This window comes from Parabacteroides caecihominis, from assembly GCF_023656785.1.
In the GTDB taxonomy this organism is placed as follows: domain Bacteria; phylum Bacteroidota; class Bacteroidia; order Bacteroidales; family Tannerellaceae; genus Parabacteroides; species Parabacteroides segnis.
This window is the reverse complement of the sequence record NZ_JAMOKS010000022.1, coordinates 1-15065: the sequence shown is the minus strand read 5'-3', so window position 1 is coordinate 15065 and position 15065 is coordinate 1. Positions and strand designations below refer to the sequence as shown.

The 15065-nt window shown below is 42.0% G+C and carries 7 protein-coding genes; all 7 read left to right on the top strand.

What is annotated here, in order from left to right; all coding sequences use genetic code 11:
• Nucleotides 1–56 precede the first annotated feature (56 nt).
• The 7 genes from NBH14_RS18010 (at nucleotide 57) to NBH14_RS17980 (ending at nucleotide 14956) form a co-directional block, all read left to right on the top strand.
• A complete protein-coding gene (locus NBH14_RS18010) occupies nucleotides 57–1487 on the top strand; it encodes a glycoside hydrolase family 30 protein (RefSeq protein ID WP_186960474.1) in 1431 nt (476 codons plus the stop codon).
• 412 nt (nucleotides 1488–1899) lie between these two features.
• Nucleotides 1900–2169, top strand: a complete 270-nt coding sequence (locus NBH14_RS18005) for a co-chaperone GroES (protein WP_007654644.1) — start codon at nucleotides 1900–1902, stop codon at nucleotides 2167–2169.
• A gap of 33 nt (nucleotides 2170–2202) precedes the next feature.
• Complete coding sequence (gene groL, locus NBH14_RS18000; RefSeq protein ID WP_186960475.1) at nucleotides 2203–3843, top strand: chaperonin GroEL; 1641 nt, start codon at nucleotides 2203–2205, stop codon at nucleotides 3841–3843.
• Between the two features lie 359 nt (nucleotides 3844–4202).
• Complete coding sequence (locus NBH14_RS17995; protein WP_186960476.1) at nucleotides 4203–8783, top strand: DUF6383 domain-containing protein; 4581 nt, start codon at nucleotides 4203–4205, stop codon at nucleotides 8781–8783.
• Between the two features lie 164 nt (nucleotides 8784–8947).
• Nucleotides 8948–9856, top strand: a complete 909-nt coding sequence (locus NBH14_RS17990) for an AraC family transcriptional regulator (RefSeq protein ID WP_044246026.1) — start codon at nucleotides 8948–8950, stop codon at nucleotides 9854–9856.
• Nucleotides 9857–9916: 60 nt separating this feature from the next.
• The gene (locus NBH14_RS17985) at nucleotides 9917–13060 is read left to right on the top strand and encodes a glycoside hydrolase family 92 protein (protein ID WP_186960477.1); all 3144 of its coding nucleotides are present in this window, start codon (nucleotides 9917–9919) and stop codon (nucleotides 13058–13060) included.
• Nucleotides 13061–13510: 450 nt separating this feature from the next.
• A complete protein-coding gene (locus tag NBH14_RS17980; protein ID WP_250817695.1) occupies nucleotides 13511–14956 on the top strand; it encodes a SusC/RagA family TonB-linked outer membrane protein in 1446 nt (481 codons plus the stop codon).
• The last annotated feature ends 109 nt before the right edge of the window (nucleotides 14957–15065 follow it).

Genomic DNA, 15065 nt, shown 5'->3' with positions numbered 1-15065 from the left:
GCGATCCCGTGTCAAGCACGGGAACGGGTTTATGCTATCCTTAATATTACTGTCTCATGAAAACATCTCTTTTAATTCTCGTATTCGCTTTAGTCCTCTCTTCCTGTTCTATTCAGCCAAGAGCATCCTGGGTAACAACTACGGAAAACGAACCGTGGCAGGAACAATCCGACCTGGTCTCTGCCTCTTCGGATACGATTCCGACGATCGACGCGGTTATCCATACCCATAAGAAAGGACAGAAGATAGACGGTTTCGGTGCCTGTTTCAATGAGTTAGGCTGGATTTCCCTGAGCAAACTTGACCCGACAGTCCGCGAAGAGATCATGGAAGAACTCTTCTTCCCGGAGATAGGGGCGAATTTCACCATCTGCCGTATGCCGGTGGGTGCCAACGACTTCTCCCGCGACTGGTATTCCTATAATGAGACCGAAGGCGATTTCGAAATGGAATACTTCACCATCGCCAACGACCAGCAGACATTGATCCCCTTTATTAAAGGCGCACAGAAATACAATTCCGACCTGCGTATCTGGGCCTCTCCCTGGTGTCCTCCTTCCTGGATGAAGTATAATAAGCATTATGCCTCCGCCTATACCGGCGAAGCCTACAACGAGAAGTACCGCAACGGCCTGCCTGCCGATAAGGTCGGTTATGAAGGAACGGATATGTTTATCCAGGACTCCCTTTACCTGCAATCGTATGCCCTTTACTTCTCCCAATTTATCGAAGCCTATCGTGAACAGGGCATCGACATCTTTGCCGTCATGCCGCAGAATGAGTTCAATTCGGCACAGATATTCCCCAGTTGTTGCTGGACGGCTGCTTCTTTGGCTAACTTTGTCGGCAACTATCTCGGTCCGGCTATGAAGGAATTGGACGTGAAAGTGATGTTCGGCACCATGGAACGTGCCAATGAAGCATTGGTGGATACCATCCTGACCGATCCGGCAAGCGGCAAGTATATCAGCGCAGTCGGTTTCCAATGGGCGGGAAAAGGTGCGATCAAAGGTATACACGAACGTTATCCCGATATGAAACTCTATCAGACCGAGCAGGAATGCGGCGACGGAAAGAATGACTGGAGCGGTGCCGTTTACTCCTGGAACCTGATGCGTCATTACCTGGATAACGGTGCGTCGGCCTATATGTATTGGAATATCTCGCTGGATAAAGGCGGCATCAGCCGTTGGGGATGGGCGCAAAACTCCCTTGTGGTTGTCGATCCCGATACAAAAACCTTTCATTACACTCCCGAATATTATGTAATGAAACATTTGAGCCATTACGTCCAGCCCGGTGCCCGTAAACTGGAAACCTCCGGCCAGTTCAGCAATCTCATGGCCTTTGTCAACCCCGATAAAAGCATTGTTGTCGCTTTGGCAAACGAAGGAAATGAGGACCGCCAGGTATCTGTTGAAATCGACGGTCGCGTCTACCAGCCTGTACTACCGGCTCATTCCATCGCAACACTGCTGATAGACTAATCGATAACATACCATATATTAATGTAAGGGACGGCAGATTCTAACTCTTTCGTCCCTTATTTTTTTACTTTTTAGCATGCTCGGAATTAATTTTTAGCACGGTCGAAATCTATTTTTAGCTAGCTGAAAATTAAATTAAGGCATGCTCAAAAGAATAAAAGTTTAGGACCTATCAGTTAAAAGACCGTGACTTATGAACTACTTTCCCATGACTTTTGTTCTAGTCGGGAAGCATGTGAGGCGGATGTATAGTCATCCTGTCAGTCATGTCGGCACATCTAAACGTCTGTTTATGCAAAATTGGCAGTCTTTTCCCTGTCAGTAAATTTGGCACAGATTTCGCATAGGAATAAGCGTGAATTAGAAAAACACATGTAAACATAATATTATTAACAATTAAAAATATAGTAAGATGAACATTAGACCATTAGCAGACAGAGTGCTTATCAAGCCGGCTGCAGCAGAAGAAAAGACACTTGGCGGAATCATTATCCCGGATTCAGCAAAAGAAAAACCTTTAAAAGGTGAAGTTGTTGCCGTGGGTAACGGAACAAAGGATGAAGAAATGGTTGTAAAAGGTGGCGATACTGTACTGTACGGAAAATATGCAGGAACAGAAATCGAACTGGATGGTGAGAAATATCTTATCATGCGTCAGTCTGACATTTTAGCTATTATCTAATTCATTAAACGGAAATAATAAAACAATATAATCATGGCAAAAGAAATTAAGTACGATATGGATGCCCGCGACCTTTTGAAGAAAGGTGTGGACGAATTGGCAAATGCTGTAAAAGTAACATTAGGCCCGAAAGGCCGTAACGTGATCATCGAAAAGAAATTCGGTGCTCCTCACATCACAAAAGACGGTGTAACTGTTGCTAAAGAAGTGGAACTGGCTTGCCCGTTTGAAAATATGGGTGCTCAGTTGGTAAAGGAAGTAGCTTCTAAAACAAACGACAATGCAGGTGACGGTACAACTACTGCTACTGTATTGGCACAGTCTATCATCGGTGTAGGTTTGAAGAACGTTACAGCAGGTGCTAACCCGATGGACCTGAAACGCGGTATCGACAAAGCCGTTGCCAAAGTGGTTGAAAAGATCGCTGAACAGGCTGAAGAAGTTGGCGACCAGTTCGAAAAGATCGAACACGTAGCCAAGATATCTGCTAACGGTGACGAAACTATCGGTAAACTGATTGCTGAAGCTATGCAGAAAGTGAAGAAAGAAGGCGTTATCACAGTGGAAGAAGCGAAAGGTACTGAAACTACAGTTGACGTAGTTGAAGGTATGCAGTTCGACCGTGGTTACATCTCTCCGTACTTCGTAACCAACACAGAAAAGATGGAATGCGAGATGGAAAATCCGTATATCCTGATCTACGACAAGAAGATCTCTGTATTGAAAGACTTGCTTCCTATCCTGGAACCGGCAGTTCAGAGCGGTCGTCCTCTATTGATCATCGCTGAAGATATCGACAGCGAAGCATTGGCTACTTTGGTTGTAAACCGTCTGCGTGGTTCTTTGAAGATCTGTGCAGTGAAGGCTCCGGGCTTCGGCGACCGTCGTAAAGCTATGTTGGAAGATATCGCAGTGCTGACTGGCGGTGTTGTTATCTCTGAAGAAAAAGGCTTGAAGCTGGAAGGTGCTACAATGGATATGTTGGGTACTGCTGAAAAGATCACTGTAGACAAAGATACTACAACTATCGTTAACGGTGCCGGTGACAAAGCTGCTATCCAGGCTCGTATCGGTCAGATCAAAACTCAGATCGAAAACACTACTTCTGACTACGACAAAGAAAAACTACAGGAACGTCTGGCTAAGATGGCAGGTGGTGTAGCTGTTCTTTACGTAGGTGCTCCTTCTGAAGTGGAAATGAAAGAAAAGAAAGACCGTGTTGACGATGCTTTGCATGCAACTCGTGCTGCTATCGAAGAAGGTACAGTTCCTGGTGGTGGTGTAGCTTACATCCGTGCTATTGAAGCATTGGAAGGCATGAAGGGTGAAAACGAAGACGAAACAACTGGTATCGAAATCGTAAAACGCGCTATCGAAGAACCGTTGCGTCAGATTGTTGAGAACGCTGGTAAGGAAGGTGCCGTTATCGTTCAGAAAGTAAAAGAAGGTAAAGGTGACTTCGGTTACAATGCTCGTACCGACAAATATGAAAACCTGTGCGCTGCCGGTGTAATCGACCCTGCTAAGGTGACTCGTGTTGCTTTGGAAAACGCAGCTTCTATCGCTGGCATGTTCCTGACAACAGAATGTGTAATCGCAGAGAAGAAAGAAGATACTCCTGCTATGCCTCCGATGAACCCGGGTATGGGTGGCGGCATGGGTGGTATGATGTAATATCTTCCCATCAAGATAAAACCGGAAACGGCTGCTTCCCGAAAAGGAGGTGGCCGTTTTTTGTTATATATAATAATGTATAGGGAATATTGCAGGAAATGAAGTGCTAATGGTTGGATATGTCCTTAAAACCGTCCCCTTTGTACGATTTAAGGTAAGAATCGGATAAGAAAGCATGGTTAAAGGGAAAAAAATATAACAAAAAAATAGTGCAACAAAAAAAGATATGTATATTTGCATAAGAATTTAGGTGCAAGGTATGCACAGATGAATGCGACGGTAAGTAGTCGTCAGAACTTTATTTTGATAGAAAGATTTATTTGAACTTTATATTTTATTACTAATTAAATTATTTGATTATGAACAAAAAGTTTTCTACTTTGTTCGCCGCGTTCCTTGTGGCAAGCAGTAGTTTTTCAATTTTTGCTCAAAATGCGGTCCCAGCCTGGTACAAGACAGGTGCTGATACTTACAAGGCCGATTTTGAAGATCCGACTGCGGATGAATTGAAAGAAGCTGCGAAATTTGACCTTCTCAATAGAGGTGCCTTAAAGTATGTCAATGATCAAACAGTCGGTTACTGGAATTATATTCTGCCTTTGCAGGATGTGAATGTTGGAACTCTTATTCCAGGGGTATTTGTTGCTTTTGATTCTGCGGCAGGCAATGTAGCTGGTGGTCAGTATGTATCTGGTGACAAGCTATATGATAATGTAAATCAACCTCAATATGGTGTTATTACTCAAGGTAATATTACTTATCTGGGTGTTAGACCGACTGAAACAAGACAGGGTCGTGTTGAATTTACATTCGATACAAGAGGTTTGAGCGATGCAACAAGTTTCCATTTTTTCATTAGTCGTTTGAAAAATGATGACGTAAACCGTCACCTGGTTTGGAAGATTGCTAGTGCTAAGGCTTATAAGCTGGATGGTACAGGTGCTCAGGAATTGCCTTATAATGAAAAATATCAGGGTGGATTCACTATCGATAAAGATGGTGTTGAAGTTGATGGTGTAAAAACTCCTGATGCATATAAGGTAATGTTTAATATGGCTAATTCTGGTGAAGTCGATATTGATAACTCTATTGTACATATCGTTCTTGAATCAGAACTGTCTGAACCTGATGAAAATGCAACAGATAATACTTTGGAACCTGTAACATTGTTCTCAAGTGTTAATCTTGATTTCGTTCGTCCGGATGTAGAAATAGTATATGAAGAAGAAAAAGAATTCCGTGTAGGTGTTAACCGTTCTACTGAATGCGAAGCTTCTGAAATGGATGTTAAGATCTGGAAGTTTAATGATAAGATGGCTGGTGCTGCAACTCCTCACCACGTTGAAGCTACTTATTTGAAACTGAATGTGAAAGCTCCTATCGTTCTTGAAAAGATTGGTAATACAGCTGTTACTGCAGGTAACTTTGCTCAAGCAACAGAAGCTGACGGAAGTAGAAGTTTCTATGTACGTGCAGGTTTGTTTAATAGCTACAATCCAGTTGACTGGTCTAATGTAAAGGTTGTTTATCATGTAGAGCCGGGTACAGTGAAAGACCAGTGGGAATTGGCTGACTATATGTTTGCTACAACTACTGCATCCAGTACGGATACAGCATTTGTAAGACATAGCGTAGATGCTCGCGGTACATTCAAATTCGGTGATGACTTGGTATTCACAAAATATGAAGAAGTTCTTGAAACATCTATTGATTTCACATATCTGCCTAAGTTTATTTTAGATTGTGCAGAAGGCTCTGGTCCTGTGCCTGAGGCTGCTGTGAGAATGGAAGCTATGGCTCCTTGTGATGGTGGTGCATTAAATCTGGAATTATTAACTCCGGCTGATCCGGGTTCTACCGACAGATGGGAAGATAAGATTGAATTCTTAGGATTCAACTGGTACTTCGAAGGTGAATTAGTTGCTGGATTTAAACATACAAGATGTATTCCGGATGCTGCTATCGATTGCTTAGGAAATCTGAATGAAGACTGGACAGTGAAAGCTGCTTTCCACTTTGCTTCAGAAAACATGAACATCGATCAGGATGAAGCTTATAATATTGAAGAAAAATGGGGCTTGTCAGCTACATTGAATACTCAGGATGATTGCGAAGGTTATTCAGGACAGGATTTGATCAATCTGGGTGAAGTTTATTATCCGGGTGTTCTGACTACATCTGCTCGCACTCAGCACGTATGGACTAACTGGAAAGGTGTTGAAACAGAAGATGGCGTTGTTGCTACTGTATCAAGTACATTAGCTAATGTAATGAACATTACAGACGGTTTACTTGCTGCTGCTGACAGAAATTCAGGAGAAAGTGGTCTTATCGGTTATATAAGTGAAGCTGTTAAGGGTGGTGCTGAAGTATTTGCAGCTCCTTACTTTACTAATAAAGATTCTTATGTATGGGGTATCGGTGGTTCTTCTCGTAACCATGTCGTTCATGTATATGCTACAGGTTTGAAACCGGATGCTGACGATCCTAACTTTACAACTATCCGTCTGTACAAACAGGCTATGGAAATTGGTGAAAGAGAAGTTGTACAAGATAAGAACTTCTATTTCTCAACAGAATATGCAAATGCCGTTTGGAATCGTGGTGATGTTGGTGGTCTTGAACCGCAGCCAGGATCTGTTTGGCGTGGTGAAAGTGCTGGTGACACATTGTATATCCGTGTTCCGTACAAACAAGCAAATCTGGATGCCCTGAAAAATAACGGTATTGCCGTTAAGGTTAGATATACTCCTCAGGCTAAATTTGATTTGGTTCCGACAGAAGAAATCCTTACCGATATGGCTCAGTTCGGTCTGTTGACAAATGATGCAGGTGACGGTAAAGCTAATCATCCGGGATGGGAAAAAGAATTGACAGGTTTCAACCAGTTCAATGTTGTTGGTTCTGTATTTAAGGGTCTTGTTTCTACTTTGACAGGTGACAAACCGGTAGGTGCTTATACCAGCCTGTTAGGAAATATCCAGAATCTTGATGAGTTTGAACATGGTGAATATGATTCTAACGTATTCCGTGATCTTTATACTAAGAACTATGCTACTTATTACCTGGGTCAGGAACAGTGCTACGAAGTGAAAGATGGTACTTTCGTTATCGCAGGTTTGAACCTTGTTGCTCCGGTAACTGTAGAAACAAGCATGTCTAATAAGATTGGTGCATTCGACCACGATACAACTGTTATCATTGGTACTTTGGATGCTGGCAAATTGATTCCTAACAAATATGGTGAATTACTTGCTTACGTTAAGTCTACATTCAAACCGTCTGACAAGGCTGGTATCGTTCCTGATACAATCCATTCAGCAATAGATAACAAAGACTTCATCTATAATTATGTAAACGACACAGTTCGTCTGTATCCGATGCAGATCAAAGACCAGATCAGCTGGACTTATGTATATGGTTTGGATGAAAAGTATGCTGATAAAGATGTAGAAAACAATAAGGGACAAACTAACAGTTATACAAACTTGTTCTATATCTATGGAGCTTATCGTAACGATACTGTAGCTACTCGTATCTATGGTGATGTTAAACAACCTGAACTGTATTTCGCTGCTACAGCTGATACAAAAGCTGCTAAGTTGGCTAAGTTAGACTTCGGTGCTGTTACATTCATTGATGATGACATTGCTGCAACTAAACAAATCTATCTGATTGGTAAAGACCTGCCGGCAATTGATCCTACTGAAGAAGTATCTAAAGTAATCGCTATCTCTCCTGCTGGTGCATTGATCGCTTCTACTGAAGGTAAGAACCAGGCTGAATATGTAAGCGAAGCTATTATTCCGGTTTCTATCGACCTGTTGGCTGACAAGAGCGACCATGACCTGGTTGCAGACGTATTAGCAGCAAGCACATTGTGCAACTGTACAGTAGATCTACCGGTTAATTATTCTCCGGTTCTGGGTGCTCCTGTAGTTGATACTAAATATTTGTCTGACAACATTAACGGTAGCAAGGCTGAATTCAGATGGTCTGCAGTTCCGGGTGCTCACTACTATAAAGTAGAACTTGGTCAGTACGAAAAACAGAACACTTCTAAGAATATCTTTATCTCTGAAGTGAAAGCTGAAGAAGGTACAATCATGGTTGAATTGTTCAACGGAACAGGTGAAGTTATCAATCCGTTGCTGCACCACAACTATAAGCTGACTATCATGAAGAATGGTGCTGAATATAAGACAATGGATGTTATTTCAACAAATACTCATCTGAATGAAGCTTATAAGGCTGAAGCATTTGACGTTGACGCTGATTTGAGCCCGGCTAACACTTATACAGTTCTGTTGAAAGAAGGTGGCAAGCAGATCGATATCTTCGAATTCACTAACACAACTCGTTTGTCTCGTGACGAAAAAGATGGTCTTGAAGAAAATACTGGCGCATTCAATAAGAATGACTGGAATCCTGACTTCGGTTCTCTGCCGGTAGCTAGCTACATGGAAGAATCTGACAAATGGGACTTCCTCTTTGTTCAGGGTATTGAATCAGAAGAAGTAGGTCCTACTTCAACTTCAATCAGAGCAATCAACTTGCAGCCGAAGACTGAATATGCAGTACGCGTAACAGCTTATAGCTATTCTCCTTCAATTGTAAAATCTGCTTCATCTGACATCGCTGAGTTCGGTACTTCAATCTTTACTGAACCTGTTACAGGTGACATGCAGTTTGACGAAGATTCTTACAGCCCGCCAGTAGGCAACGAAGACATTACAGTTGATGGATTCAACGTATTCGGTGGCGTAGGTTCTGTAACAATCCAGGGTGCTGCTAATAAGACAGTTGTTGTAACAAATGTATTAGGACAGACAATCGCAAGAACAGTTCTTTCATCTGACAATGCTACAATCTCTGCTCCGGCAGGTATCGTTGTAGTAGCTGTTGAAGGCGAAAGCGCAGTTAAAACTGTTGTTAAGTAAATAAGGTACCCGAAAGACTGAAAAGTCCGAAAGTATTAAAGATAGAAACTCCGTCGGGAAACCGGCGGAGTTTTTTTGTATCTTCGCATCGTAAACCGACCGTAAGTTCCCGGTTAGAGAAAGCGAAGGTTTTCTTTATTGGAACAGGTCTTATGATTGAAGCCATGATAAAGATTAAGGAAGGATTCAAAGGAGAACGTTTTGTTTCCCTGCCGGACGAATTACTGGATTCGTACAGCAGCGAACCGCTTATCGGAAATTTGTATGTTAGGAAAATCGGTTTCTTTCCGAAGGTAAAGTATCATTATGTACAAAAGGACCAGGGCTCTAAATATGCGATGCTGATCTATTGTACGGAAGGAAAGGGTTGGTATACTATTTATGGAAAGACTTATACGGTCGTTGAAAACCAGTATATCATTATCCCACCCGATGTCCCCTATTCATTTGGAGCGGACGAGCATGATCCGTGGACCATCTATTTCCTTCATTTTAAAGGAAAACTATGTAAAGAGTTTGTCCCGTCCTACAACATGCCCAAAGATATTTTGCCGGGAGAACATTCGCGGCTTCAGGACAGGATACGGTTATTCGAGGAGATATACAGTTGTTTCTCTATGGGATACACAAAGGAATATATGATCTATTCCAGTATGTGCCTTTATATGTTCCTGAGTTCGTTCATATATCTGGAACAGTTCCGTTATTATAATTTACCTACTCATAAAGAATATTCATTCTCATCGAAAGTGATCCACTATATGCAGGAAAATGTGGAACGAAATCTGACGCTGGAACAATTAGCTACTTACTTTAAATACTCTCCATCACATTTCTCAATGCTTTTCCAAAAAGAGACGAGAATGTCACCGATTAATTATTTTATTCGGCTGAAAATTCAGAAAGCCTGTCAGTATATAGTGCTTACTAATCTTAAATTGAATGAGATATCTATTAAACTGGGATTTGAGGAACCCGCCTATTTCTCGCGTATCTTTACAAGAGTGATGGGAGTTTCTCCTTCCGTATACCGAAAGAAAGAATCAGAACATAGTATAACTCAATCAGAATAATATGACTTGCGGGATTCGCTGAAGATCGCTTCTTTTGCTGCATAAATAATCTTTGCAGTTATGAGAAAAAGAATACTTTTGGCAAGTTGTCTGTGTGTACTGGCTGTAACCTCTTGTACAATACCTGACAATAAGGGACAGATTTGGAATATAGGTGTCCCTGATAGTTCTACTGTTGAATTGGCTTTGGGACCGGATCGGTATAAAGATTTTCTGGCTAATGACTTTGGTTTTGAGGATCGATATTTCTTGGTCGGGAAGAGTGATGTGAAAAAATCATTCCCTTATGTTTTGCCCGGTCCGGCCGATCAATGGGGTGGGACTTGGTCTACCGCAGGTTTAAGGACACATGACGTGAATATCCTTTTCGGATTGGAAAATATTCCGGAAGAAGGGGAGTGGTCGTTGATCGTTGATTTGGCTGATAATTCTCCTCATAAACCTCCTTTGTTGAAAGTCTTGATTAATAATAGTCAGGAAGAGAAAATTCAATTGACTTCAGGAGGAAGCGATGCTTCTATTACAGGGGATATGAGTCAGGCGAAACCGATTCATCTGTCTATTCCGGTGAAGAAAGGAGTATTACGTGAGGGAGGAAACAGTATTACGCTTTCCGTATTGGAAGGTTCGTGGCTTTTGTTTGATCATGTCGGTTTGCAAGGCCCTTCACGTGTCCGTTTGGTGAATCCGGAAAAAGCATTTGTTCGTTCTGTGGAGGCTGCCGATTATGAAGTGGCTACCGATAGTGGAAACAAGCAGCCTTTGCTCGTTGATGTGGAACATTTGGAAGGACAGCCGGCTCTTGCTGTCGAATTGGATGGAAAAGAGATATTTTCAACTGTGCTGGATACAGCACGTTATTGCCTGGAAGTTCCGATGCCGGCTGTTGCATCTTCGCAGATCAGTACTTTCGAGGTTCGGGCAGATGGTAAATTATTGCAGAAAGGAAAGGTGGAACGTAAGCCTCAGCCTCTTCAGACTTTTGCCCGGTATGTAGATACCCGTATTGGCACAGCCCATTCCCGTTGGATGATTGCACCTGGTCCCTGGATGCCTTTCGGAATGGTAAAACTGAGTCCTGATAATCAGAATGCCGGTTGGCAGGCCGGATATCAGCCTACTTTCGAGAGCGTAGGATGTTTTAGCCATATACACGAATGGACGATGGGAGGGCTGGGTATGATGCCGACGAATGGACCGTTACAAACGATTGTCGGTGATGAAACCGACCCGGATTCAGGCTATCGTTCCCGGATAGATAAACTGACGGAAGAAGCTCCTTTGGGTTATTATAAGGTAGACCTTACGGATTATGGTATTAGAGCTGAGTTGACAGCCACAACTCATTGCGGTTTTCAGCGATATACTTTTCCTTCCGATAAGGATAGTGCCCGGGTCTTGGTTGATCTGCATATCCCGGCTGAATATGATTACCAATTAGAGGATGTTGAAATAAAAAAAGTCAGCGATACTCGTATCGAGGGCTACAGTCATCAGTTGTCTAAATATGTATGGAGTTCTGATGCAGATCAGGAATATACCCTTCATTTTGTGATAGAGTTTGACCAGCCTATAGAATCGATGGGTGGTTGGATCAATGAGAAGAGGGAAAAGACGGAACATCTGACGGCCCAAAATATAAAGAATGCCGGTGTCTGGTTACAGTTTGATGCAAAAAAATCACCGGTAGTACAGGCGCGTTCAGGTATTTCTTTGGTCAGTATAGCAAATGCTGCTGAAAATCTGGAGAAAGAAATCAGTTCACCTTTTGGCTGGCAGTTTGATCAGGTACGGAATAATCAGGTAAATGTATGGAACGATTTGTTTAACCGTGTGCTGATCTCGACAAATGACCGTTTAGAGAAGGTGCGTTTTTATACTAATATGTATCGGGCATTGTGTAGCCGTAATATCTGGAGCGATGTAAACGGAGAATGGGTATCTGCCGATGAAAAGGTCCGTCGGTTTTCAGATCCGGATGATGTGGCTTTGGGATGTGATGCTTTTTGGAATACGTTCTGGAATCTGAATCAGTTTTGGAATCTGGTGACGCCGGAGTGGAGTAATCGTTGGGTAAAGTCACAATTGGCGATGTATGATGCGAATGGTTGGTTGGCTAAAGGTCCTGCTGGCATGGAATATATTCCGGTAATGGTAGCAGAACATGAAATACCTTTGATTGTCAGTGCTTGGCAAATGGGTATTCGTGGTTTTGACGGGGAAAAAGCTTTTGCTGCTGTTAAAAAGATGCAGACTACCCCGAGTCAGAAAGTCTGTGGTGGTTATGCAGGAAATCGTGATTTGATGCCCTATCTGAAACACCGGTATGTTCCGGCAGACCTCGGACGTTTTTCTAATACACTGGAATATGCTTATGACGATTGGACAGTATCTCAACTAGCTGAGGCACTGGGGAAAGAGGAGGACGCTAAAGTATTTGCAGAACGGGGTTCGTGGTGGAAAAATGCGATAAATCCGGAAACCGGTTATGCTCAGATGCGGAATAGTGATGGAAGTTGGAGTAAAGATTTTGATCCTTTCCATTCAGGTGCGAACCATCATTATGTGGAGGGAAATGCCTGGCAATTGACTTATTTTGTTCCCCAAAATGTTCCGGCTTTGGCTGAAATGATAGGAAAAGACCGTTTTGTTGAACGTCTTCAATGGGGATTCGGAGCGAGTGAACCTTGGCGTTACAATGCACCCAATGATCAGTACTGGGATTATCCGGTAGTTCAGGGAAATCAACAGTCCATGCATTTTGCCTTTTTGTTTAACTGGGTGGGACAACCTTGGTTAACTCAGGAATGGAGTCGTTCCATCATTGAACGTTATTACGGGGGCGGAATGGCAAATGCTTATCTGGGAGATGAAGATCAGGGACAAATGAGTGCCTGGTTTGTGATGGCTGCCCTGGGGCTCTTCCAGACAGATGGTGGTTGTAGCATCGAGCCTGTTTATGAGATCGCTAGTCCGTTATATGAAAAGGTTGTCATTGATTTGGGCGAACGTTTTGGCAGAGGGCAAACATTTACGATAGAAGCACACAATGCTTCCCGTGTCAATAAATATGTTCAGAGTGCTGTTCTGAATGGCAAGCAACTCCAGTCTTTCCGTTTTCCGGCTTCCGAATTGTTAAAAGGAGGTACTCTCACATTGGAAATGGGACCGACACCGAATTATTCCTGGGGAATAGAGCGGTAGTCTGATTTATTTAACTAAATTCTAATTAATAATATAGTAAGATAATATAAGAATATCGGAGTATTTTATTATGAATTTGTAAAATGGAATCTTTTACTTTGTCTTTAAATAAAAGGGGAGAGCACTCGTAGTAGGCTTTAATCCCGGATAAATATTATGACAGATATAAAAGGTTTTAATATGTTGTTATATGTTTGTATTTATTGCCTTGTGTTAATATGCGTGGTTTGTGATATAAATAATATAATCTTCTTATCTAACAATATTTATTGCTAATTAAAAATAAAGAGTATGAAACAAGTTAATCAATTGTCTAAACTTTTCGCTCAGGATTTGAATCGAAGAATGAAAATTCCAATGATTCTAGTCATGTCGGTTTTGGTTCTGCCGGTTGCCGCGGAATCAAAACATATGTTAACCCCCCCCCCCGTGTTAAAAACAGACAATTATGTGTCTGGAATCGTAAAAGATATTAATGGGGAACCCTTGTTTGGTGTCAATGTAAGTGTAAAAGGAAGTACAACCGGAACCATTACTGATGAGGAAGGCGCTTACTCTTTTGCTAATCTGAATCCCAAAGACATACTTGTCTTTTCCTATTTAGGAATGTTATCCCAGGAGGTAACAGTTGGAAGTCGTACTGAGATCAACATTGTGATGGCGGAAGACGTTATCGGATTGGAAGATGTTGTTGTCACAGGTTATACTTCTATGAAACGTAAAGATATAACAGGTTCGGTAGCCTCTATCAGTTCAGAAAAGATTGGTAGAATACCAGCCAACGATATTACGACCAGCCTTGTAGGAGTTCCGGGTATACGAATGGATGGTAGTTCCATTCGAATCCGTGGAACACGTTCCCGAAATGCCAGTAATGACCCGTTGATTGTGTTGGACGGGATACCTTATAATGAAACGTTGGCTTCTATAAATCCCGGTGATATTGAATCGATTGATGTATTAAAGGATGCTTCTTCTACCGCTATATACGGGGCAAGAGGTGCTAATGGCGTAATTCTGGTTACAACCCGGCAGGCGAAGAAAGGTAAAACGATTGTTTCTTATGATGGGTTTGCCGGAGTCGGAGTAAATGACTGGGGCTCTTTCGAAGTGATGGATGCAGATGAATATATTGCATTCAAACGTGAAGCATACCGAGCTGCCGGAACATGGAACAGTGAAGCTGATGATGCTAAAGCTTTTTCCGGAGCAGAACTGTCCAATATGGGAAAAATGAATACGGACTGGACGGGCGAATACTTTAACCGGAAACGTTTCTGGACCAACCATCTGGTTACTATTTCTTCAGGAAATGACAAAACTCAGTATAAAATCTCGTTTAATTACCGGAATGACGATAGTCGTTATAAGAATAATAACTACAATAATTTTTACCTGACTACCGATTTATCCCATCAGGTATTGCCTTTTATGAAAGTCGGAATCTCTAACCGTGCTTATTATACAATTAAAAATGATAAACCGGATGTGTTCGGTACGGTAATCAGGATGTCTCCGTTGACGTCGGTGAAGGATGCTGATGGTTCTTACAATACCTACCCGTTTGGCGATCCTTTTGTAAAGAATCCGTATCTGAATGAAAGCGATGAAGTCTACAAGGATAAAACGGAAGAATGGAAGATCTTTTTCAGGATTTTTGCAGAGATCAATCTGGCAAAAAACCTTACTTATAATACGAATTTTGCCTATAATCCGGCTTTCTCTTCCAGAGGATATTATTATGATGAAAGAAGCGTTTCTTATCAGGATACACGGAATGTGGCCAGTATGACTAATAATCGGCAAGCCGACTGGGTGTGGAATAATATTCTGAATTATAAGCTGGACATAAAGAAACATACGATTAATTTATCCGGAGTACTGGAGATGCTCTAACTTTGCATAGTTCACCAAAGCAAGATTAATTCAATATATTTGTTGTATGAATAATTGAATTAACCGATCGGTAGAAGTAAACTATCTCGAGATGTAGAGTTGCAATCAG

Coding starts and splice junctions, on each gene's coding strand:
- NBH14_RS18010 (WP_186960474.1), top strand. CDS start 57: ATGAAAACATCTCTTTTAATTCTCGTATTCGCTTTAGTCCTCTCTTCC.
- NBH14_RS18005 (WP_007654644.1), top strand. CDS start 1,900: ATGAACATTAGACCATTAGCAGACAGAGTGCTTATCAAGCCGGCTGCA.
- groL (WP_186960475.1), top strand. CDS start 2,203: ATGGCAAAAGAAATTAAGTACGATATGGATGCCCGCGACCTTTTGAAG.
- NBH14_RS17995 (WP_186960476.1), top strand. CDS start 4,203: ATGAACAAAAAGTTTTCTACTTTGTTCGCCGCGTTCCTTGTGGCAAGC.
- NBH14_RS17990 (WP_044246026.1), top strand. CDS start 8,948: ATGATAAAGATTAAGGAAGGATTCAAAGGAGAACGTTTTGTTTCCCTG.
- NBH14_RS17985 (WP_186960477.1), top strand. CDS start 9,917: ATGAGAAAAAGAATACTTTTGGCAAGTTGTCTGTGTGTACTGGCTGTA.